At 67.1% G+C, this 22,047-nt stretch carries 15 protein-coding genes; 8 read left to right on the forward strand and 7 right to left on the reverse strand.

Translation table 11 applies throughout. From position 1 onward, the window contains the following. Entirely contained in the window at positions 1-963 is a 963-nt protein-coding gene (locus tag ABT392_RS03145; RefSeq protein WP_395386638.1) for an OmpA family protein, read from the reverse strand. After that, entirely contained in the window at positions 960-1,373 is a 414-nt protein-coding gene (locus tag ABT392_RS03150; protein ID WP_464970903.1) for a DUF4398 domain-containing protein, read from the reverse strand. The genes ABT392_RS03145 and ABT392_RS03150 overlap by 4 nt, the downstream gene beginning before the upstream one ends. A gap of 200 nt (positions 1,374-1,573) precedes the next feature. On the opposite strand from ABT392_RS03150, the gene ABT392_RS03155 reads away from it, so the two are divergent. Then, positions 1,574-2,134, forward strand: a complete 561-nt coding sequence (locus ABT392_RS03155) for a ferritin-like domain-containing protein (RefSeq protein WP_395386637.1) — start codon at positions 1,574-1,576, stop codon at positions 2,132-2,134. A gap of 50 nt (positions 2,135-2,184) precedes the next feature. Beyond that, positions 2,185-2,499, forward strand: a complete 315-nt coding sequence (locus ABT392_RS03160; protein WP_395386636.1) for a BON domain-containing protein — start codon at positions 2,185-2,187, stop codon at positions 2,497-2,499. Between the two features lie 41 nt (positions 2,500-2,540). Here ABT392_RS03160 and ABT392_RS03165 read toward each other — a convergent pair whose 3' ends face one another. After that, positions 2,541-4,232 carry an amidohydrolase gene (locus tag ABT392_RS03165; protein ID WP_334278659.1) on the reverse strand — a complete coding sequence of 564 codons (1,692 nt, stop codon included), beginning with the start codon at positions 4,230-4,232 and terminating at the stop codon, positions 2,541-2,543. A gap of 102 nt (positions 4,233-4,334) precedes the next feature. Here ABT392_RS03165 and ABT392_RS03170 point away from each other — a divergent pair, with 102 nt between their 5' ends. The 4 genes from ABT392_RS03170 to ABT392_RS03185 are packed head-to-tail and all read left to right on the forward strand — an operon-like array spanning position 4,335 to position 11,314. Further along, on the forward strand, positions 4,335-7,322 hold the full coding sequence (locus ABT392_RS03170) for a CHAT domain-containing protein (RefSeq protein ID WP_395386635.1): 2,988 nt from the start codon (positions 4,335-4,337) through the stop codon (positions 7,320-7,322). Between the two features lie 34 nt (positions 7,323-7,356). After that, on the forward strand, positions 7,357-7,968 hold the full coding sequence (locus ABT392_RS03175) for a FecR family protein (protein ID WP_395386634.1): 612 nt from the start codon (positions 7,357-7,359) through the stop codon (positions 7,966-7,968). A 13-nt stretch (positions 7,969-7,981) separates the two neighbouring features. Further along, positions 7,982-10,897 carry an EAL domain-containing protein gene (locus tag ABT392_RS03180; protein ID WP_464970904.1) on the forward strand — a complete coding sequence of 972 codons (2,916 nt, stop codon included), beginning with the start codon at positions 7,982-7,984 and terminating at the stop codon, positions 10,895-10,897. 21 nt (positions 10,898-10,918) lie between these two features. Next, on the forward strand, positions 10,919-11,314 hold the full coding sequence (locus tag ABT392_RS03185) for a GFA family protein (protein WP_334278664.1): 396 nt from the start codon (positions 10,919-10,921) through the stop codon (positions 11,312-11,314). Positions 11,315-11,333: 19 nt separating this feature from the next. On the opposite strand, the gene ABT392_RS03190 is transcribed toward ABT392_RS03185, so the two are convergent. From ABT392_RS03190 to ABT392_RS03205, 4 genes are all read right to left on the reverse strand, one after another. Then, positions 11,334-13,349, reverse strand: coding sequence for a M3 family metallopeptidase (locus ABT392_RS03190; protein ID WP_395386632.1), 2,016 nt, complete (start codon positions 13,347-13,349; stop codon positions 11,334-11,336). Positions 13,350-13,356: 7 nt separating this feature from the next. Continuing rightward, the gene (gene folD, locus ABT392_RS03195) at positions 13,357-14,211 is read right to left on the reverse strand and encodes a bifunctional methylenetetrahydrofolate dehydrogenase/methenyltetrahydrofolate cyclohydrolase FolD (protein ID WP_334278666.1); all 855 of its coding nucleotides are present in this window, start codon (positions 14,209-14,211) and stop codon (positions 13,357-13,359) included. 64 nt (positions 14,212-14,275) lie between these two features. Next, positions 14,276-14,899, reverse strand: coding sequence for a response regulator transcription factor (locus tag ABT392_RS03200; RefSeq protein WP_334278667.1), 624 nt, complete (start codon positions 14,897-14,899; stop codon positions 14,276-14,278). Continuing rightward, positions 14,896-17,433, reverse strand: coding sequence for a PAS domain S-box protein (locus ABT392_RS03205; RefSeq protein ID WP_334278668.1), 2,538 nt, complete (start codon positions 17,431-17,433; stop codon positions 14,896-14,898). Before ABT392_RS03205 ends, ABT392_RS03200 begins: the two co-directional genes overlap by 4 nt. Positions 17,434-17,609: 176 nt before the next feature. Between ABT392_RS03205 and aceE the strand changes: the two genes are divergently transcribed. Further along, a complete protein-coding gene (gene aceE, locus ABT392_RS03210; RefSeq protein ID WP_395386631.1) occupies positions 17,610-20,318 on the forward strand; it encodes a pyruvate dehydrogenase (acetyl-transferring), homodimeric type in 2,709 nt (902 codons plus the stop codon). Between the two features lie 21 nt (positions 20,319-20,339). Further along, positions 20,340-22,037, forward strand: a complete 1,698-nt coding sequence (aceF, locus tag ABT392_RS03215) for a dihydrolipoyllysine-residue acetyltransferase (RefSeq protein ID WP_395386630.1) — start codon at positions 20,340-20,342, stop codon at positions 22,035-22,037. Positions 22,038-22,047 lie beyond the last annotated feature (10 nt).

Raw genomic sequence — 22,047 nt, forward strand, 5'->3', positions numbered from 1 at the left:
TCAACGAGCCGCTGAGAGCTGGCCGTTCAGGTCGGACAGCACGATCTCGACACGGCGGTTCAGTTGCCGGCCGGTGGCGGTGTCGTTGCTGGCCACCGGGCTGGACTCGCCATAGCCGCGCACCGTGATGCGGTCCGGCAGCACGCCGCCATTGATCAGGGCGTTGCGCACCATCGTGGCACGCTGGATTGACAGGGTCTGGTTGCTGTCGTCGCTGCCCACGCTGTCGGTGAAGCCCTCGATGCGCAGCTTGCGATCCGGGTACTGCTTCATGAAGGCCGTCAGCTTGTCTATGCCCGCCATTGCGCCGGGCTTGAGGTCCGAGCGGTTGTTGTCGAACAGCACGTCGCCCATGGTGATCACCATGCCGCGATCGGTCTGCTTGGCGTTCAGCTCGCGAAGCTGGGTTTCGAGCTGGTAGTTGCGGACCCTGGCATCGTCGGCCGCAAGCTGGGCGGCGTTGGCGCGTGACTGGGCCGCAGCGGCCTCGCGTTGCGAATCTTCGGCTTCGCGCTGCGAGGCATTCGATTGCCGCTGCGAGGCGGCAGCCTGCAGCTTGGCATCCTCGGCCGACAGCCTGGCCGTGTCGGCCTCCTGCGTGCGGGCTTCCAGGCGGATCCGGTCGCGCGAGGCCGTGGCATTGGCGATCGTGCGCTCGGCTGCGCGCTGCTTGCCGGTCTGCATGGCGATCGCGCTGCGTTGCTTGGCCAGGTAGGACCAGTGATCGACATCGCTCGGCACCTCATTGTTCTGCCAGGCTGCATCGGCGCGGGTCATGGCTTCGCTGGCGGTCTTGAGCTCGGGAGAGGCAAGCTCGCGGGTGTCGCGGTCGTTCTGGGCGCTGCGGTACTCGCTGCGAGCCTCGGCCAGGCGCGGGTTGTCGGCACGCAGGGTGCTGCAGGCAGACAGGGCGGCCAGGGCCAGCACGCTGAGCGTGCCAGTCATCAATGTCAGCTTGTTCATGAGGGTTCCTTGGTGTTGGACTTGCGCTGCAGCTCTTCGCGCAGCACGCGGCTGCTTTCCTGCAGTTCGGCGGCGGACTTGCCGGCCTTGCCGGCATTGGCCTTGGACTCGGCCAGGCGGGCATCGACACTCGACTCGCGCGCCAGGTTGAGGGCCAGGGCGTTGTCCTGGTTGCTCAGCGCCTGCTTGGCGCGGCTGTGCTTGTCCTGCGCGCTGCGCATTTCCTGCGGCGCCCATTGCGTGCCGCCAGCGCCGGTGGCTGAGGCCAGTGCCACGCCCGAAGCCTCGATCTCGGCATTGGGCGGCGGCACGCTCGCACAGGCGAGCAGGGCGAAGCTGGCGGTGGCCACCAGCAGGGTCAGGCGCAATCGGGGCAGGCCTGGGGTGGTGGGGTGGGGCAGCTTCATCATCGGACTCCTTGTGGTGTGCCGATCAGCCTCTGCCGGCCCGGCTCGCGCATCTGTTCGTTGCCGCACACAAGTCCACAAGGGCCTGCTGTCCTACAAGCAGTCGAGCCACCGGACTATGGCGAGCGGCCGCCCCCGGGGCCACATTGCAGATACTGGATCGGCCGCTCTTGCGTGTGCCGCTCAGCCCACCGAAAGCCACCATGTCCGCAACCGAACACAAGCACTACGCCCTGATCGACCAACCCGAGATGAAGCTCGATACGGTGGCGCTGGACGCGGCCCGCTCCAGCCTGGAGCAAGGCGCCATGACGCCGCACTACGGCCCCTGGCGCTACGAGATCATCAAGATGCTCAACGACTCGCTGGCCACCGAGCTGGTCTGCGTGCTGCGCTACAAGCGCCATCACTTCACCGCCGACGGCCTGGCCTCGGCGCATATCGCCGAGGAATTCCTGGTCCATGCCGGCGAGGAAGCCGTGCATGCGGACCGGCTGGCCAAGCGCATCGTGCAGCTGGGCGGCGAGCCGGACTTTTCGCCCGAGTCGCTGACCCGGCGCAGCCATGCGGCCTATGACGACTCGCGCGAACTGCGCCAGATGATCCGTTCCAACCTGATTGCCGAGCGGGTGGCCATCGAGGCCTACAGCCAGCTGATCACCCTGATCGGCGACAAGGACTCGACCACCCGCCGCCTGCTCGAAGACATCCTCGCCGATGAGCAAAAGCATGCCGAGGAACTGCGCGACTGGCTGGCTGATTGACGGCCGGCTTCGCGCTTAACCATTTCAACCATCCCTGAAGGAGCTCCACCATGAACGTTCGATACACGCTGGCCCTGAGTGCCACCACCGTGGCCCTGTTGTTCACCTCCGGTTGCGCCGTCACGCGCGGCCAGGAAACGGTGGGCGCCTATGTGGACGACACCGCGATCACCACGGCCGTCAAGGCCCGCTTCGTCGACAACAGCGAGGTCGATGCCTCGGCCATCAGTGTCGAGACGATGAAGGGCACGGTCATGCTGTCGGGCTTTGCCAAGAACTCGCGTGAACGCACGATGGCTGAGACGCTCACCTGGCGTGTGGCCGGCGTGAAGGCCGTGAAGAACGAAGTAGCGATCCGGCCCTGACAGCCCCCCCGGGGCTGATCAGGCCCCGTGAAGGCTCGCGCTCAGCGCGGCGCCTCGAACACCAGCTTCCCGCCAACCCAGGTCTGCAGCACCTTGGTCTTCAGGAGCGCGGCCGGCGAGGCGCCGAGCGGGTCGTGGTCAACGATGATGAAGTCGGCCCGGGCGCCCGGTGTCAGAGTGCCGATCTCGCCTTCGCGCCGTGTTGCGTAAGCCGCGGCGCGGGTGAAGCAATCGAGCGCCTGCAGGCTGTTCAAGGCCTGCTGGCCGTACCAGCCACCGGGTGGCTTGCCTTCGGCGTCCTGGCGCGTCACGGCGGCGTACAGGCCGGCCCAGGGCGTCGGTTCCTCGACCGGGAAGTCGGAGCCGCAAGCCAGGCGCGCGCCAGCTTTCAGGAGGCGCTGCCAGGCATAGGCGCCCTGGATGCGCTGTGCGCCGACGCGGTCTTCGGCCATGTTCATGTCCGAGGTGGCGTGCACCGGCTGCACCGAGGCGATCACCTGGGCCTTGGCCAGGCGAGGGATGTCGGCCAAGGCGATCACCTGCGCATGCTCGATGCGGTGGCGCAGGGCGGTGCTCTTCGCGCCCATCTCGCGCTGCAGGGTCTCGAAGCCGACCAGCACCTGGCGATTGGCCGCATCGCCGATGGCGTGCACATTGACCTGGAAGCCGGCCTTTGCGGCCGCGCGCATCCGGGCGAGCAACTCATCGTTCTTGTTGAACAGCAGCCCCTGCGTTTGCGGCGCGTCGCTGTAGGGCGCCAGCAAGGCCGCGCCGCGGCTGCCCAGCGCGCCGTCGGCGAAGAGCTTGACCATGCGCAGGCTGTACATGCCATCGCCGCTGGGCGCCAGCGGGCCTTCGCGGCGCAGGCGTTCGATCAGGGCGTTGTCGCTGCCGCGCGCCATGCCGTCGATGCGAACCTTCAGCTTGCCCTCGGCCGCGAATTCGCGCATCAGTTGGTCGGCTTCGTTCGAAATGCCTGCGTCCTGCACCGAGGTCAGGCCCAGGCTCAGCAGCTCCTTCTGCGCCACCTCGAGCGCGGCGCGCGCTTGCGCCTTGGAGGGCTCGGGGATGTGGCGGCCGACGAGGCCCATGGCGCCATCGACCAGCACGCCGGTCGGCTCGCCGCGCTCATCGCGTTCGATCTTGCCGCCTTGCGGATCAGGCGTGTCGCGGGTGATGCCGGCGATCTGCAGGGCGCGGCTGTTGGCCCAGCCGGCATGGCCGTCCACGCGCTCCAGCCACACCGGGCGCTGGCTCTCGGCGCTGTCCAGCTCTGCGGCCGTGGGGAACCGGCCCAGCTTCCAGTTCGCCTGGTTCCAGCCACCGCCCAGCAGCCAGGCCGAGTCGGGCCATTTCGCCGCGTGGGCCTTGATCGCGGCGAGCGCGGCGTTCAGGTCTGCCGTTTCGCGCAACGACAGCGAGAGGCGCGAGAAGCCCAGGTCGAGCACATGGCCATGGGCATCGATCAGCCCTGGCATCAAGACCTGACCCTTGGCATCGACCCGGCGAGCGTCCACAGCCTTGGCCTCGAGGGCCGCCAGCTTGCCGGTGGCCACGACCCGACCGTTGCCATCGATGGCGATGCTGTCGAAGCGCTGGACGCGGCCTTTCTCGTCGAGCGTGAGGCCGCGCGCGTTGTGGATCAGCAGCGGCTCGGCCGCATGGGCCGCGCCGAACAGCAGCGACAAGGCCAGGACGGTCGGGCGGAGCAGGGCAGGCAGGTGTTTTTGCATGAACTTGAGTATCAAGCCTTGCCCCCCATCCCGGCGTCGGGCCCTTCCCGAGGGCGCACGGCGCTTCTACGATGGACAGGCGTCGTTCAGGAGAATCTATTCATGCGTCAGTGGCTGCTTGCCGTCTTGCTGGGTTTGACCCTGGGGCCCGTTCAGGCGCAGGAGGACCCGCTCGCCGGCATCGAGGAGCTGGAGCTGGCCGGCCAGGCGCTGAGCCCCGAGCAGGCGCGGCAAGTGCTTGCCGAGTCGCTGCCCGCTGACAAGGACGCTCGTTACACGGTCCTGCAACGCCAGTTGCGTGCCGCCCAGCAGCTCAATGAGCGCGGGCGCCATCTCGAGCTGGCCAGGCAGTTGGCGGAAGCCGGGCGCGGCCGGACCGGCGGCGAGGCCTGGATCCGGGTCTACCTGAACGCCGAGTTCACCTGGGGCAGCTCGGGTGCCGCCCTGGCCGCCTGCGAGCCCTGGCTGGAAGACACGAGCCTGAGCCCCGCCACGCGGGCCATGGTGGCGCTGCGCCAGACCTACTACGCAGCGCAGGGCACGGACCGGGCGGTGACCAGCCGCATGTGGTCACGAGCCGATGCGCTCGCCCGGCCACTGCTCGGGCGGCCCGGCACACCGGTTCACCTGCGCGAGGACTGGCTGCATGTGCGCTCCGAGGTTGAGCGGCTGGAGGGCGACACGCTGGCCTCGCTGGCCACCCTGCGCGAGGCCGTTGGCGTGGCGCGCCGCAATGAAGCCGAGCTGCGCAAGCGCAAGCTGCCGCCGCGCGATCCGGAGCTGCTCGAGGCCATGGGCTGGCATGACAGCGCGCAGGGCATGCTGGTCTATGCACTGGTGCGGCAGGGGCGGGCGGCGGAGGCCATCGAGCTGGGCCAGGCCAATCTGGCCTTGTGGCGCAGCAGCCAGCTCAGCGACACCCTGGGCGCGCGCTGGCACTATCGCCTCGCCACCGCCTTGAACGCGGTGCAGCAGTTCCGGCCCGCGCTGGTGGCGGCGCGCGAGTCCGCGGCGATGCTGCAAAGGCAGGGGGTCAAGTCGTCCAGCCACACCGCCTGGCTGGCCCATCAGGAGCTGGTGCGTTCGCTGATGGGCCTCAAGCGCTGGAGCGAGGCCGATGCCGTCTATCGCGCCTTCCTTGCCAGCATCGACGGCGAGGACACGCTGGCCCGCAGCCGCGCGCTCGACAACCGCCTGCTGGCGCTGCTGGCGGCCAAGAGTGCCCGCCTGGATGAGGCGCTGGAGATCGCCAACCGCCAGTACGGCTATCGCAACCGCCTTTATGGCGCCAGGCATCCGCAGACGCAGGAGAGTGCCGGCGTGCGGGCCGTCGTGCGGCTGATGCGCGGCGAACTCGCGCCGGCCCTGGAGGACTATGAGCAGCTCTTTGCCGCCACGCTGGACAGTCCCGGCGGCTGGCTCGATCTCGACCAGCGGGGATTTCGCGGCTTTGTCCTGGGCCTGGCCTTCGAGGAATTTCTCGACAATGTCGCGCAGCGAGCCTTGAAGGGCGAGAAGCTGCCGCCCGCGTTGATGGAACGGGCCATGCAGCTGGCTGATCGCAGCATGCTCGGCAGCACCCAGCGCGCCCTGGTCGACAGCACTGCCCGCCTGCTGGCCGCCACACCGGCCTTGCGCCATCTGCTGGAGCAGGAGCAGGCGCAGCGGCAGGCGGCCGCCGCGCAGTTTGCGAAGTTGCCGGCCAGCCTGGCCAAGGAGGATCGGCTGCGCAAGGAGATGGTCACTGAGGCTTTCAAGGCACTGCCGCCAGCCGAGCGCAAGGCCAGGGCCACCGAGCTTGCTGCCCTGCGCGAACAGATCCGCAGCCAGCAGGCCGAGGGCGGCGCGGCGCGCGAACAGCTCGAGCAGCGCCGCGCCGAGATCGCCCGCCAGTACCCGGCTTATGCGGACCTGCTCATGCCGCCCACACCCTCCGCCAAGGTGCTGCGCGGCTTGCTGGAGCGGGGCGAGGGGCTGCTGCTGATCCATGCCGGCGAACACGCCACCCTGGTCTGGCTGCAGACCAGCGACGGCTCACTGGCCCTGCATGCCAGCCCGCTCGGCGCCGAGGACCTGGCCGCCAAGGTGGCGCAGGCGCGCACCGCACTGGACGCGTCCGCCTTGGGCAAGCCGGTGCAGACGGCCGTGTTGCACCAGCTCTATCGCGAGTTGCTGGCGCCGCTGGAGGCCCAGTGGCGCGGGCTCGACTCGCTGCTGGTGGCCAGCGAAGGCGCTTTGTCCAGCCTGCCGCTGGCCACCCTGGTCACCGAGCCAGGGGGCGCCCAAGCGGCCTGGCTCGTGCGCCGCCTGGCGGTCACGCAATTGCCGGCGGCTTCCGCGCTGCAGGCCTTGCGCCGCGGCGCCAGCCCCGCAGCCGCGGCCCGGCCGCTGATGGGCTTTGGCGACCCGCTGTTCGGCGCCGCACCCGCACCGGCCGGGCGCGGCAAGCGAGCCGTCGGCCGTGTCGATGCCGAATGGGGCTTCCGCTATGCCGAGGTGCCGCCACTGCCGGAAACGCGCGCCGAGCTGCTGGCTTTGGCCAAGGTGCTGGGCGCCGACCCGCAGGCAGACCTGCGCCTGGGCGCCCAGGCCACGCGCCGCGCGGTGCTGGCCATGCCGCTGCAGGACCGTCGGGTCGTCGCCTTTGCCACCCATGGGCTGATGCCTGGCGAGCTGCCCGGCATCTCCAAGCCGGCGCTGGCGATGGCGGCCGAAGCCGACGAGCGCGAATCGCCGCTGCTGGAGCTGGATGATGTGCTGAACCTGCGGCTGAACGCGCAATGGGTGCTGCTCTCGGCCTGCAACACGGCGGCGGGCGAGCAGGGCGGGGCGGCGATGTCGGGCCTGGTTCGTGGTTTCTTCTTTGCTGGCGCGCGCTCGGTGCTGGCCACGCACTGGGCGGTCGAGTCGGCTTCGGCAGCGGCGCTCAGCGCGGCCACCTTCCAGGCTGCGGCCGCCGGGGCGGCCTCGCGTGCTGCCAGTCTGCGTCAGGCCCAGCTGGCGATGCTGGAAGGTCGCCTGGGTGAGGGACAGTGGCAACATCCGTACTACTGGGCAGGCTATGCCCTATTCGGCGATCCCCGTCGCTGAGCTAGCATCAGTTGCAATCTCGAAAGGCAATGCCATGAAGCGCTGGTTGGGAACACTTGTGGGATTGGCGGTGATTGGTGCCGCGACGGCCCAGGCGGCCCCCGTCGCCGAAGTGATGGCGGTGCTGGGCGAGGCCCAGGTCGATGGCAAGCCCCTCGCCGTCGGCGCCAAGCTGGAAGCGGGCGTCGAGTTGCGCACCGGCGCCAAGGGCCGGGTGCGGCTGAAGTTCGTCGACGGCTCCTCGGTGGTCATCAGCGATGCCAGCCGGGTGCGCATCCAGAGATTCGAACCTGCGGCCGATGGCAAGCCGCGCGATGCCACGCTGTGGCTGGAGCTGGGCCTGATCGGCCAGAAGGTCGCGCCCGGCGGTGGCTGGGAGGTACGCACGCCCACGGCGGTGACGGCGGTGCGTGGCACCGAGTTCGTCGTCGAGGTCGGTGGCGACCAGGCCACGGCCGTCCATGTGCAGACCGGCCAGGTGGCGGTGCAGGCCAGCAGCCGCACCCGCGGCATCCTGCCCAAGCCGCCGGTGATGCTCGATACGCAGGCCGATGGCACGCAATGCTCGGCCACCGGCTGCGACGCCTCCAAGCGCTGGTCGGGGCAGAGGGTCCAGGACATGCAGAGTCGCCTGGCTGGCGTCTGACTGGCGCTGACCCATGCGCGCGCGTCTGGGCTACTGGCTCGTCGCACTGATTGCCTCGGCCCTGGCCATCCTGGGCTGGTGGCAGCGCGCGAACATCAGCCTGCTGGAGCGGATCGACAGCCTGAGCCTTGATGCGCAGATGCAATGGCGCGGGCCTTTGCAGCCGCGCCTGCCCATCCTGATCGTCACCATCGACGAAGCCAGCGCGATGCGCGGCGGCACGCCAGACCGCCGGGCGCTGACCGCGGCCCTGGACCGCCTGAGCAAGGCCGGCGCGCGGCTGGTGGCCCTGGACATCCTGCTGCTCGATGCCGGCGACCCGACCGTCGATGCGGCGCTGGCCGCATCGATCAAGCGATCGGGCCGCGTGCTGCTGCCCTATGCCCTGGGCGAGGAGCCGGGCCCTGACGGCAGCGACAGCCGCGCGGTGCTGGACAGCGCCTGGCCCAAGGTCGAGGGTGATGTGGCCAAGGCGCCCACGCCCTTGCGTGCGCGCCGCCTGCTGGCGCCGCTGCCGCTGTTTGCCGATGCGGCCCTGGGCCTGGGCAATGTGGGCGCGCAGCGCAGCAGCGACGGCGCCTTGCGCTACGACCTGCCGGCCCTGGGCCTGGGCGGCGAGGTCTACCCGACCTTGGCGGTTCGTGTCGCAGCCCAGTTGCGTGGAGCGGACTGGCAGCAGGCCTGGCTGCGCCTGGGCCGCGAGGCAGCTGTCGGCACGCTGCAGGTGCCCATCGACGGCCTCTCCCGTCAATGGCTCAACTACTACGGCCCCGGGGGCACCTTCGAGCGCCTCTCGTTTGCCGAACTGCTGAAGGGCAAGGTGGACGATGCCAGGCTGAAAGACCGCATCGTGTTGATAGGTACCACGGCGCTTGGCAGCGGCGATGCTTTTCCGACCACCTTCGACCCCGGTCTGCCTGGCGTCGAGCGCCTCGCCACGGCGATTGACAACCTGATTGGTGAGCGGGTGCTGCGCCGACCCGATTGGGCTGCAGCATCCGAGCTTGTGTTGATGCTGGGGCTGCCGCTGCTGGTGATAGGTCTGCTCTCGCGCTGGCGCCTGCGCGCTGCGCTGCCGGTGCTGATCGTTGTTGCCCTGGTCTTGCTGGTGCTGCTGCAGCGGCGCTTCGAGCTGCACCATGAGTTCATCGCGCCCGCCTTCCCGGTGCTGGCCGCTGTGCTGGCCGTGCTGGGTGCGCTGGCGCTGCGCGCCGCTGATGAGCATCAGCGCCGGCAGCTGGCGCTGGTCGCCCTGAAGGAGAGCGAAGAGCGCTATGCCCTGGCGGCCGAAGGTGCGAATGACGGGCTGTGGGACTGGGACCTGGAAGCAGGCACCGTGCACTACTCGCCACGCTGGCTGGCGCTGATGGGGCTCGACGTGGCCGAGGCCGCAGACATCAAGGCCTGGACGCTGCCACTGCCACCGGCTGCCGGCAGGGAGTTCGAGCGGGTGTTGGACGAGCATCTGCAGGGCCGCAGCCGCCAGCTCCACCACCTGCTCGAGTTCGAGCAGGGCGGGCAGCACCGCTGGCTGCTGGCGCGGGGCATGGCCACGCGTGAGGGCGGCCGCGCGGTGCGCATGGCCGGCTCGCTGACCGATGTGTCCGAGCTGCATCGCCTGCAGCAGCAGATCAGCCATGATGCCCTGCATGACCGCCTGACGGGCCTGCCCAACCGGGCGATGTTCCGCGTGCAACTGGAATCGGCGATGGCCGAAGGCGACGCCGGCCTGGTACTCCTCGGCCTGGACGAGTTCCGCGCCTTCAACGAGGCTCAGGGTCTGGCCGCAGGCGACGCGGTGCTGGTCGAAACCGCACAGCGCCTGCGCATGCGTGAGGGACAGGCCATGATGGCCGGTCGCCTGGGCCCCGACGAGTTCGGCCTCATCTTCCGCGCTCGCCATGGCGACAACAACGGCCTGGTCGCCTGGGTGCTCGATCAGTTCGAGATTCCCTATCCGCTGCCCGAGGGCGGCAAGCACAGGCTCTCCGCCTGCGTGGGCTGGGCGCAGGCGGCAGAAGGGCCGGCCAACGCAGACGAGTTGATCGCAGCGGCGGAAGGCGCGCTGGCACGGGCCAAGATGCAGGGCCCGGGCAATCGCCATTGCTACGACCCGGCCGAGCAGATGGTCGAGCGCTCGCGCCGCTGGTTGCGCGAGCAAATCGATGTGGCCCTGGCCGAGGGGGGGCAGTTCAAGCTCTTCTACCAGCCCTTCATCCGGCTGTCGGACCGACAACTGCTCGGCTTCGAGGCGCTGATCCGCTGGCACCATCCGCAACGCGGCCTCGTGATGCCGGGAGATTTCATCCCGGTCGCCGAGGCCAGCGGCCAGATCGCCGACATCGGCCGCTGGACGCTGATGGAAGCGGCGGCGCAATTGCGCCGCTGGCAGGCCCTGGGCTTCACGGGCGAGATCGCCGTCAATGTCTCCGGCGTGCAATTGGAGCGCGACCAGGAGCTGCTGAGCGATGCGCACGCCGTCTTGAAGGCGCTGGGCGATGTGCCACCGAAGCAGCTGAAGCTGGAAGTGACCGAGAGCATGGCCATGGCCAACCCGCAGCGCAGCGCCGAGGTCTTGCGCGAGCTGGCCAGCCTCGGGTTCAAGCTCTCGATCGACGACTTCGGCACCGGCTATTCATCGCTGGCCTATCTGCACCGTTTCCCGTTTGACACCTTGAAGATCGACCGCAGCTTCGTGATGCGCCTGGAGGCGGGCCGCGAGGCGGTCGAGATCGTCCGCACCATCGTCGGCCTGGCCAATGCGTTGGGCAAGCAGACGCTTGCCGAGGGCGTCGAAGACGAAGCGCAGGCCGCGCAGCTGACCGCCCTGGGTGTGCAGGTCGGCCAGGGCTGGCTGTTTGCCAAGGCGCTGCCCGAGAGCGAGGCCGAGCGATGGATCATCAGGGCCGGCGCCGAATCGGCCAGCTGAAACGACCAGAGAGAGGCACCGATGTCCAAACGCCTTGCGTCCTGCACCTGCGGCCAGCTCAAGGCCGAAGTCGATGGAGACCCGGTCCGCATCTCGATCTGTCATTGCCTGAACTGCCAGCGGCGCAGTGGTGGGCCGTTTGCCGAGCAGGCTCGCTTTCCTCGCGCGAATGTGCGTGTGGCCGGCCGCTCCACGGTCTACGCCTTGACAGGCGATGGCGGCACCACGGCGCGCTTCCACTTCTGCCCGACTTGCGGCGCCACCGTCTATTACGAAATGGATGCGATGCCGGAGTTCCTGGCCATTCCGGTCGGCGCCTTTGCCGACCCCAGCTTTCCAACGCCCGGCGTCTCGGTCTACGAGGACCGCAAGCACAGCTGGGTGGTGCCGCCGCCCGAGGCGGAGCATTACGCCTGAGCGGGCGGCAGTTCCTCGGTCAGGCCATGCCCTGATGGCGCAGCAAGGCGTCGATGCTGGGCTCACGGCCGCGGAAGGCCTTGAAGTTCTCCAGCGCGTCACGTGAGCCGCCCATTTCCAGGATGCTGCGCAGGTAGCGCTTGCCGGTGGCCGGGTTGAACACGCCTTCGTCCTCGAAAGCGCTCCATGCATCAGCGGAGAGCACCTCGGCCCACTTGTAGCTGTAGTAGCCGGCCGAATAGCCGCCCGCGAAGATGTGCGAGAAGCTGTGCTGGAAGCGATTGAATTCCGGCGGCACGATCACGCTGACTTCGGCGCGGACTTCGTTCAAGAGGGTCTGAACCGCAGCCTCCGAGCCGGGTTCGGCATGCAGGCGCATGTCGAACAGCGAGAACTCGATCTGGCGCAGGGTCTGCAGCCCGCTCTGGAAGTTCTTGGCCGCCGTCATCTTGTCGAACAGCGCGCGGGGCAGCGGCTCGCCACTGTCCACATGGCTGGAGAGTTGCTGCAGCACCTCCCATTCCCAGCAGAAGTTCTCCATGAACTGGCTGGGCAGTTCCACAGCGTCCCATTCGACGCCGGAGATGCCCGACACGCCCAGCTCATCCACTTGCGTGAGCAGGTGGTGCAGGCCGTGGCCGAACTCGTGGAACAGCGTCGTCACGTCGTCATGCGTCAGCAGCGCCGGCTTGCCGTCAACGGGCGAGCTGAAGTTGCAGACCAGTTGCGCGACCGGCGTCTGCTGCGAGCCATCCGGGCGGGCCCAGCGGCTGCGCACCTCGTCCATCCAGGCGCCGGGTCGCTTGCCGGTACGCGCGTACAAATCGAGGTAGAACTGGCCGATCAAGCTGCCATTTCGTTCCAGGCGATAGAACTTGACCGATTCGTGCCAGACCTCCGCCCGCGCTTCAACGATCTTGACGTCAAACAGGCGCTCGATGATGTCGAACAGGCCTTGCAGTACACGCGGCACGGTCAGGTATTGGCGCACCTCCTGGTCGCTGAACGCGTAGCGGGCTTCCTTCAGTTTCTCGGAGACATAGGCGTTGTCCCAGACCTGCAGCTCGGCCATGCCCAGCGCCGAAGCGGCGAACTCGCGCAGCTCGGCCAGGTCCTTCTCGGCATAGGGTCGTGCGCGGCGGGCCAGGTCGCGCAGGAAGTCCAGCACCTGGGCCGGCGATTCGGCCATCTTGGGCACGAGCGAGACGGTGGCGAAATTCGGATAGCCCAGCAGCTGCGCCTCTTCCTGGCGCAGCATCAGGAGCTCCTGCATCAGCGGGCCGTTGTCCAGCGCCGGGTTGGCACCCAGCTCGCTGGCGCGTGTGGAGTAGGCGCGGTAAATGCGCTCGCGCAGGGCGCGGTCGTCGGCGTACTGCATCACCGGCATGTAGCTGGGGAACTGCAGCGTCAGCTTGTGGCCTTGCTTGCCCTCTGCTTGCGCTGCGTTGCGGGCGGCGCTGACCACGTCGTCGGGTACGCCCTTGAGTTCGTCCGCAGTCGCGTAGTAGGCGTAGGCATCCGTGGCGTCCAGCACATGCTCGGAGAACTTCTGACCGAGCTCGGCGCTACGTTCCTGGATGGCGGCGAAGCGCTCGCGATCAGCACCTTGCAGCTCGGCGCCCGACAGCACGAAGTCGCGGATCCACAGCTTCAAGGCCTGCTGGCGCGGCGCGCTCAGGCTCGCTGCCTTGGCATTGATGGCCTTGTACTTGGCGAACAGCTTTTCGTCGGCACCCAGCTCCGTGTAGAACTCTGTGACGGCCGGCAGCATGCCGTTGTAGGCCTCGCGCAGCTCAGGCGTGTTGGCCACGGCATTCAAGTGGCTGACGGCGCCCCATGACGTCGACAGCCGCTCGGTCGCCACGCTCAGCACGCGGGCCAGGGTGTCGAAGTCGGCGGGCGTTTCCTCGTCGGTGGCGACGATCAGGGCCGCCTTTGCGTCGTCAAGCAGCTTGGAAATGGCCGGCTGGATGTGCTCGGGCTTGATCTGCGCAAAGTGGGGCAGGGCGTCGGTGGAGAGCAGCGGGTTCGTCATCTTGAGCTCAGGAAGCGGCACGTTCTGCGGACTCTAAGGTGTTCACCAGCAGCATGGTGATGGTCATGGGCCCAACCCCACCCGGCACCGGGGTGATCCAGCCGGCCACCTCTTTCACGCCGTCGAAATCGACGTCGCCGCAGAGCTTGCCTTCATCGTTGCGGTTCATGCCCACGTCGATCACGACGGCGCCGGGCTTGACCATGTCGGCGGTGAGCACATTGCGCTTGCCCACGGCGGCCACGACCACGTCGGCCTGGCGTGTCATTGCGCCCAGGTCGGCCGTGCCGCTGTGGCAGACGGTGACGGTGGCATTGGCCTGCAAGAGCATCATGGCCATGGGCTTGCCGACGATATTGGAGCGGCCGATCACGACCGCGTGCTTGCCCTTCAAGTCCTTCATGCCGATGCTCTCCAGCATCTTCATGCAGCCGTAGGGCGTGCAGGCCTTGAAACCCTTCTCGCCCACCATCAGGGCGCCGGCCGAAGCGACGTGGAAGCCGTCCACGTCCTTCTCGGGTGAGATGGCCTCGATGACCTTGTGGTCGTCGATGTGCTTGGGCAGCGGCAGCTGAACGAGGATGCCGTGGATGGCGGGATCGTTGTTGAGCGCTTCGACGCGTGCCAGCAGATCGGCCTCGCTCATCGTGGCTTCGTACTTCTCCAGCACCGAGTGAAGGCCGGCGTCTTCGCAGGCCTTGACCTTGTTGCGCACATAGACCTGGCTGGCCTGGTTGTCGCCGACCAGAACGACGGCCAGGCCGGGCTTGACGCCCTTGGCGGTGAGGGCGGCGGCGCGCTGCGCAACTTCGGTACGGACTTGCTTTGACAGCGCAACGCCGTCGATCAACTGTGCAGTCATTTGGAACTCCTCAATGCAAGAGGCCGCTGTCTCGCAGCGGCCTCGTGGGGGGTAAGCGTGGGTATCAGGCCTTGGCCGGTGCGCCGAGTGCGATCTTGAGCAGATCGGCCACGGTGTTGGCGTTGAGCTTTTCCATGATGTTGGCGCGGTGGGCCTCGACGGTCTTGATCGAGATGCCCAGGTCGTCGGCGATCTGCTTGTTCAGGCGGCCGGCGACGATGCGCTCCAGCACCTGCGCTTCACGCGTGGTGAGGCGGCTCAAGAGCGCGTCGCGGCTGGCGGCTTCCTGGTGGCTGGAGAAGGCTTCGCGGGCCTGGTCGAGCATGCGCTCGACGAGGGCCAGGAGCTCGTCTTCCTTGAAGGGCTTCTCGATGAAGTCCATCGCGCCCTTCTTCATGGTCTGCACGGCCATCGGCACGTCGCCGTGGCCCGTGATGAAGACCACCGGCAGCGGGCTGCGGCGCTCCAGCAGGCGGTCCTGCAGTTCCAGGCCGCTCATGCCATCCATGCGGATGTCGGCGATCAGGCAGGCGACTTCGCGGGGGTCGTAACGGCTGAGGAAGGATTCGGCCGAGTCAAAACACTTGACGCGGTAGTCCTTGCCCTCAAGCAGCCATTGCAGCGAATCGCGCACGGCCTCGTCATCGTCGACAACGTAGACGTTGCCCTTCTTCGGAATCAAGCTCATGGTGTAGCAGCAGTGTTCAATGCATTGCCCGAGGGCTCGGGGCGTGGAATATCGACCGGGATGGTGAAGGCGAACCTGCACCCCACGATGGCCGCGCCATTGTAGAGGTTCTCAGCACGGATCCGGCCCTGGTGGGACTCGACGATAGACCGGCATAACCCTAAGCCAATGCCCATGCCATCGGACTTTGTGGAGAAGAATGCCTCGTACATCCGCTCTATGACTTCGTCCGGCAGGCCCGGGCCCATGTCGGTCACCGAGAACTCGACGTGCCCCCCTAATTCCGGGGTGTGCTTGGGCACCACACGCAGTTCGATGTGGCGGCGCGAAGTGGGCAAGCCGGCGTTGTCGATGGCTTCGGCAGCGTTCTTCAGCAGGTTCATCAAGACCTGTTCGATCAGGATCGGATCGACCAGCAATTGCGGCAGCCGTTGTGCGACATACGAATGGATCGCGACATTGCGGCGGCGCAATTCGATGCCGGCAAGTTCGACCGCGTCCTCCACGATCTCGGTGGCGCTGCTCGGCTGGCGCTGCGGCTCGCTGCGCTTCACGAAGTTGCGGATGCGGTGAATGATCTGGCCGGCACGCTGGGCCTGCTTGGCGGTCTTCTCCAGTGCGGTCAGCAGGTCTTCCTTGCGGATGTTGTCGTCGCGCACGCGCGAGACCATGCCGTTGCAGTAGTTGGTGATGGCGGTGAGCGGCTGGTTCAGCTCGTGGGCCACGCTGGAGGCCATCTCGCCCATCGTCATCAGGCGGCTGGTGACCTGTGACTTGGCGGCGGCCAGGGCCTGCTGCTCCTCGGCATGGCGGCGGGCGGTGATGTCGGTGGCGATCAGCATCTGCGCCAGACGGCCGTCGGTCCACTGCAGGTAGCGCGCCCGCACGTCGAACCACATCTGCAGCGACTCGACAAAGACCTCGCGCGGGTCGGAGCCGATCTCGGTCAGGTGCTGGGCGGGCAGGCCGCTGTAGTCGTCCACCGCCTCGTCGGACTCGGCCGCCATCTGGCTGCCCGCGAGCATGGCGTGGCCGCTCGGGTCGGCACCGAACCAGAGCCGGTAGCTGCGGTTGGCGAACAGCAGCTCGCTCTGCTGGACCGAGAGCACCGACACCGCGGCGTCCAAGCCCTCGAGCACCGTGGTGAAGCGCTCGTGCGAGGCGCTGAGCTGGTCGCGCACCCGCTTGGCCTCGGTGATGTTGGTCATCGAGGTCATCCAGCCGGTCTGCTTGCCCTTGGGGTCGATGAGCGGGCTCACATACATGCGGGCGTCGAAGATGGTGCCGTCCTTGCGCATCACCTTCACTTCGGCGCCGCCGGCCGGGCTGCGGCCCTGGATTTCCTGTTGCAGGAGGCGGGCGTTTTCCTCGTAGCGATCTGGCGGCCAGTAAGGGAAGGGCGGCTTGCGTCCGATCAGCTCGGCCTCTGAAAAGCCGGTCATCGCGCAGAAGGCCGGGTTCACATAGGAGATGCGCGAATCCATGTCCATGGCGCGCATGCCGGTGAGCATGGAGTTCTCCATGGCGCGGCGGAAATTCGTCTCGTTGATCAGGGCGCTCTGGATGTGCATGCGCCGGCGCATGTGCTTCCAGGTGCCCAGCAGCATCCAGACGGTCAGCACCGAGAGGGCCACCACCATCCAGAACAGCGTATTGGAGATCAGGCCGATGGAGGTGCGATAGCCCTGGCCGCGCAGCACCAGGCCGTTGTTCGACGGCAGGGGCAGCTCCTTGAAGATCGGCGTGCGCTGGAAGCGCTGGCCCGGCATCTGGGTGACGGTGCTGAAGAGCACCTGGTCCCGCGCGTCGATGACGGCAATCGCATGGCGGTTGCTGACCTCGTGGGGCACGTAGTAGCGCAGGAGCGACTCGACCGAGTATTCGGCGACCAGCACGCCATGGAAGTTGTTGCGGTCCAGCACCGGCACATGGAGCTGGAACACGGCGGTGTTGTTGGCATCGCTGAAGGACGCCGAGTAATGCTCGCGGCGCTTTTCCTTGACGATCTGGAAGGCAAGCTCAGCGGCATTGGGCTGGCCGTTGGCGGCCACCGCCGGCAGCGAGGGATCGGGGCCGCTGTCGCTGGCCTGGCTGTCGGTCTGGAAGCCGGCGCCACTGACGCTGGCCCGGCGCTCGCGGCGGGCATTGAGCCAGGTGATCTGCGTCAGCTCCTGGCGGTCGCGGGCAAAGCTGCTCGCCTGGGCGCGGAACTCGGCCGTGTCGATGCCGCGGCTCACGATGTCGCGCGCGATCTGGGTCAGCTGCTGCTGGTTCTCGGAGAGCCGCAGCCGCAGCTGCTGCTGGACGATCTCGGTGTCGCGCTTGACGGCTTCCGATTCGCGTTCGATTTCCTCGTTCCGCAGATACCAGAAGGCCGCAATGATGGCGGCCAGGAACAGCAGCACGGAGATCAGCGGGCCCAGCGTGGCAAAGCGGTCCTGGCGCGACGGCGACTGGCGGCGCCACCAGCCGGTCAGCTGGCGTTGGGTGGGGGTGAGCAAGCGCGAGGCCGCGCTCTTCAAGTCAAAAGGCATGGGCCGAATTATCGGGGTGCGATCTGCAGGCCCTCCGGGCGGGCAAACCATTGAAATATCGCAATGCGAAACGCTATCGCACGATTTGGAAATAGAAATGAGTTGTGGGAAACTCCCGGCCGAGCTTTTCGAGTACACCCTCTAAAGACACACGACATACGAGACAAGGAGACAGCATGTCCGCGCAGCCCCAGTCCTTCCTAGGCGCAGCCGCCAATGACACCGACGCCCTCGAAACCAAGGAATGGCTGGACGCCCTGTCTGCCGTCATTGGCGAGGAAGGTGGCGAGCGCGCTCACTTCCTGCTGAATCAGCTGATCGACCATGCCCGCCAGTCCGGCATCGACGTGCCTTTCTCGGCTACCACGCCCTATGTGAACACGATTCCCGCCGACCAGGAGGCTCGCACCCCCGGCAATATCGAGATCGAAAAGCGCCTGCGCGCCTACATGCGCTGGAACGCCATGGCCATGGTCGTGCGCGCCAACCGCCTGAACCCGGCTGACGGCGGCGACCTGGGTGGCCACATCGGTTCCTTCGCCTCGCTGGCTTCGATGCTCGGCGCCGGCTTCAACCACTTCTGGCACGCCGAGAGCGAAGGCCACGGCGGCGACCTGCTCTACATCCAGGGCCACAGCTCGCCCGGCATCTACGCCCGCGCCTTCCTGGAAGGCCGCCTGTCCGAAGAGCAGCTCGACAGCTTCCGCCAGGAAGTCGACGGCAAGGGCCTCTCGAGCTACCCGCACCCGAAGCTGATGCCCGAGTTCTGGCAGTTCCCCACCGTCTCGATGGGCCTCGGCCCCTTGATGGCCATCTACCAGGCCCGCTTCCTGAAGTACCTGCATGCCCGCGGCATCGCCGACACGGCCAACCGCAAGGTCTGGGCCTTCATGGGCGACGGCGAGATGGACGAACCCGAATCGCTGGGCGCCATCGGCCTGGCGGCGCGCGAAGGCCTGGACAACCTGGTCTTCATCGTCAACTGCAACCTTCAGCGCCTGGACGGCCCGGTGCGTGGCAACGGCAAGATCATCCAGGAGCTGGAAGGCGAGTTCCGCGGCAGCGGCTGGAAGGTCATCAAGCTGATCTGGGGCAAGGGCTGGGACGAGCTGCTGGCACGCGACAAGAGCGGCAAGTTGAAGCAGCTGATGATGGAAACCGTGGACGGCGACTACCAGGCCATGAAGGCCAACGACGGCGCCTACGTCCGCAAGCATTTCTTCGGCAAGTACCCCGAGACGGCCAAGCTCGTGGAGCACATGACCGACGAAGAAATCTTCGAGCTGCGCCGCGGCGGCCACCAGCCGGAAAAGGTCTTCGCTGCCTTCCACGCGGCACACAACAACAATTCGGGCCAACCGACGCTCCTGCTGGTCAAGACCGTCAAGGGCTATGGCATGGGCAAGGCCGGTGAAGGCAAGAACACCGTCCACCAGACCAAGAAGCTGAGCGACGAAGACATCAAGTACATCCGCGACCGTTTCGGCATCCCGATTCCGGACAGCGAGCTGCCCAAGCTGCCGTATTACAAGCCGGCCGATGACACCCCGGAAATGCGCTACCTGCACGAGCGCCGCAAGGCCCTCGGCGGCTACCTGCCGCAGCGTCGCGCGAAGACCGACGAGAGCTTCACCGTGCCGCCGCTGGACACCTTCAAGGCCGTGCTCGAGCCGACCGCCGAAGGCCGCGAGATCTCGACGACGCAAGCCTATGTCCGCTTCCTCACGCAGCTGCTGCGCGACAAGGACCTCGGCCCGCGCGTGGTGCCCATCCTGGTGGACGAGGCCCGCACTTTCGGCATGGAAGGCCTGTTCCGCCAGATCGGCATCTACAACCCCAAGGGTCAGCTCTACACCCCGGTCGACAAGGACCAGGTGATGTACTACCGCGAGGACAAGGCCGGCCAGATCCTTCAGGAAGGCATCAACGAAGCGGGCGGCATGGCCTCGTGGATCGCTGCGGCCACGTCGTACTCGACGAACAACCGCGTGATGATCCCGTTCTATGTCTACTACTCGATGTTCGGCTTCCAGCGCATCGGCGATCTGGCCTGGGCGGCGGGCGACATGCAGGCGCGCGGCTTCCTGCTGGGCGGCACCTCGGGGCGTACCACGCTGAACGGCGAAGGCCTGCAGCATGAAGACGGCCACAGCCACATCCTGGCCGGCACCATCCCGAACTGCATTTCCTACGACCCGAGCTTCGCGCATGAAGTCGCCGTCATCATGCACAGTGGCTTGAAGCGCATGGTCGAGAACCAGGAGAACGTCTACTTCTACCTGACGCTCCTGAACGAGAACTATGCGATGCCGGGCCTGAAGCAGGGCACGGAAGAGCAGATCCTGAAGGGCATGTATTTGCTCGAAGAGGCTGCACCGACGCAAGTGCAGGTCAACCTCCTGGGCTCCGGCACCATCCTGCGCGAAAGCCAGGCGGCCAAGAAGCTGCTGGAAGAAGAGTGGGGCATCGGCGCCAATGTGTGGAGCTGCCCGAGCTTCAACGAGCTGGCCCGCGACGGCCAGAATGCCGAGCGCTGGAACCTGCTGCACCCCACCGAACTGGCCTGCGTGCCCTTCGTGACGCAGCAGCTCAGCAAGACCAGCGGCCCGGTGGTTGCCTCGACCGACTACATGAAGAACTACGCCGAGCAGATCCGCGCCTTCATCCCCGCCGGCCGTTCGTACAAGGTGCTGGGCACCGACGGCTACGGCCGCTCGGACTTCCGCTCCAAGCTGCGCGAGCACTTCGAGATCAACCGCCATTACATCGTCGTGGCGGCGCTGAAGTCCCTGGCCGATGAAGGCAAGCTGCCTGCAGCCAAGGTGGCCGAAGCCATCGTGAAGTACGGCATCAATGCCGACAAGATCAACCCCCTGTACGCCTGATCGGCCGCACGGAGACAAGACATGGCATTGGTTGAAGTGAAGGTTCCCGACATCGGCGACGTCAGCGACGTCGCGGTGATCGAGCTGATGGTCAAGATCGGCGACACGGTCAAGCTCGAGCAGAGCCTGGTGACCGTGGAGAGCGACAAGGCCTCGATGGAAATTCCGAGCAGCGCCGCCGGCGTGGTCAAGGAAATCAAGATCGCACTGGGCGACAAGGTCAGCGAAGGCAGCTTGCTGCTGGTGCTGGAGGCGGACGCCGCGACAGCGGCGGTACCGACGTTTGCAACCGCCGCCGAAGTGGCCGCGCCACCGCCTGCTGCACCTCCTCCGGCCGCACCGCCGCCGGCAGCGCCCACTGCGGCCGCTCCTTCGCAGACAAGCGCCGGTATGAGCTCTGTCGAGGTCAGCGTTCCGGACATCGGTGACTTCGACGAAGTCGCCGTGATCGAAGTGATGGTCAAGGTCGGCGACACCGTCAAGGTCGAGCAGAGCCTGATCACCGTCGAAAGCGACAAGGCCTCGATGGAGATCCCGAGCTCGCATGCTGGCGTGATCAAGTCGCTGACGGTCAAGCTCGGCGACAAGGTCGCCAAGGGCTCCGTGCTCGCAGTGCTGGAAGTGCAGGGCGCTGCTGCGCCGGCCACGCCGGCCGCTGCCGCACCCGCTCAGCCCGCTGCTGTTGCTGCCGCACCGGCTGCGGCTGTCGCTGCGCCCGCGAGCGCTCCCGTTGCTGCCGTACCGGCGCACGACCCCACCGCCTCCAAGGGCGCTCTGCCGCACGCTTCGCCAAGCATTCGCAAGCTCGCCCGCGAGCTAGGCGTGCCGCTGGCCGAAGTCAAGGGCTCCGGTCCCAAGGGCCGCATCGTCGAGAGCGACATCCAGGGCTTCGTGAAGTCCGTGATGTCCGGCGCGGTGCAAACCGCGGCGCAGAAGGCTGCGGCGCCTGCTGCTTCCGCCTCGGGTGGCGGCATCTCCGGCTTGCTGCCCTGGCCCAAGGTCGACTTCGAGAAGTTCGGCCCCATCGAGCGCAAGGAACTCTCGCGCATCAAGAAGATCAGCGGCGCCAACCTGCATCGCAACTGGGTGGTCATCCCGCACGTCACCAACCACGACGACGCGGACATCACCGAGCTCGAAGCCTTCCGCGTGCAGACCAACAAGGAAAACGAGAAGGCCGGCATCAAGGTCACGATGCTCGCCTTCATGATCAAGGCCGCCGTGGCTGCCTTGAAGAAGTTCCCCGAGTTCAATTCCTCGCTGGAAGGTGAGGGCGATGCCCAGAAGCTCGTGCTGAAGAGCTACTACAACATCGGCTTCGCGGCTGACACGCCCAACGGCCTGGTGGTGCCGGTGATCAAGAATGCCGACCAGAAGGGCATCTTCCAGATCAGCCAGGAAATGGGCGACCTGGCCAAGAAGGCTCGCGACGGCAAGCTGGGCCCGGCCGACATGAGCGGCGGCTGCTTCTCGATCTCGTCGCTGGGCGGCATCGGCGGCAAGTACTTCACGCCCATCATCAATGCGCCGGAAGTGGCCATCATGGGTGTCTGCAAGAGCAGCATCGAGCCCGTGTGGGACGGCAAGGCCTTCCAGCCGCGCCTGATCCTGCCGCTCAGCTTGAGCTGGGACCACCGCGTGATCGACGGCGCCGCCGCTGCTCGCTTCAACGTCTACTTCGCATCGCTGCTGGCGGACTTCCGCCGCATCGCGCTTTGATCGGGAGCAC

The organism is Paucibacter sp. JuS9 (assembly GCF_044043925.2).
GTDB lineage: Bacteria > Pseudomonadota > Gammaproteobacteria > Burkholderiales > Burkholderiaceae_C > JAUASW01.

Bases quoted from the DNA above. Each gene is read 5' to 3' on its own strand.
- ABT392_RS03145 (WP_395386638.1), bottom strand. From the start codon at position 963: ATGAACAAGCTGACATTGATGACTGGCACGCTCAGCGTGCTGGCCCTG.
- ABT392_RS03150 (WP_464970903.1), bottom strand. From the start codon at position 1,373: ATGATGAAGCTGCCCCACCCCACCACCCCAGGCCTGCCCCGATTGCGC.
- ABT392_RS03155 (WP_395386637.1), top strand. From the start codon at position 1,574: ATGTCCGCAACCGAACACAAGCACTACGCCCTGATCGACCAACCCGAG.
- ABT392_RS03160 (WP_395386636.1), top strand. From the start codon at position 2,185: ATGAACGTTCGATACACGCTGGCCCTGAGTGCCACCACCGTGGCCCTG.
- ABT392_RS03165 (WP_334278659.1), bottom strand. From the start codon at position 4,232: ATGCAAAAACACCTGCCTGCCCTGCTCCGCCCGACCGTCCTGGCCTTG.
- ABT392_RS03170 (WP_395386635.1), top strand. From the start codon at position 4,335: ATGCGTCAGTGGCTGCTTGCCGTCTTGCTGGGTTTGACCCTGGGGCCC.
- ABT392_RS03175 (WP_395386634.1), top strand. From the start codon at position 7,357: ATGAAGCGCTGGTTGGGAACACTTGTGGGATTGGCGGTGATTGGTGCC.
- ABT392_RS03180 (WP_464970904.1), top strand. From the start codon at position 7,982: ATGCGCGCGCGTCTGGGCTACTGGCTCGTCGCACTGATTGCCTCGGCC.
- ABT392_RS03185 (WP_334278664.1), top strand. From the start codon at position 10,919: ATGTCCAAACGCCTTGCGTCCTGCACCTGCGGCCAGCTCAAGGCCGAA.
- ABT392_RS03190 (WP_395386632.1), bottom strand. From the start codon at position 13,349: ATGACGAACCCGCTGCTCTCCACCGACGCCCTGCCCCACTTTGCGCAG.
- folD (WP_334278666.1), bottom strand. From the start codon at position 14,211: ATGACTGCACAGTTGATCGACGGCGTTGCGCTGTCAAAGCAAGTCCGT.
- ABT392_RS03200 (WP_334278667.1), bottom strand. From the start codon at position 14,899: ATGAGCTTGATTCCGAAGAAGGGCAACGTCTACGTTGTCGACGATGAC.
- ABT392_RS03205 (WP_334278668.1), bottom strand. From the start codon at position 17,433: ATGCCTTTTGACTTGAAGAGCGCGGCCTCGCGCTTGCTCACCCCCACC.
- aceE (WP_395386631.1), top strand. From the start codon at position 17,610: ATGTCCGCGCAGCCCCAGTCCTTCCTAGGCGCAGCCGCCAATGACACC.
- aceF (WP_395386630.1), top strand. From the start codon at position 20,340: ATGGCATTGGTTGAAGTGAAGGTTCCCGACATCGGCGACGTCAGCGAC.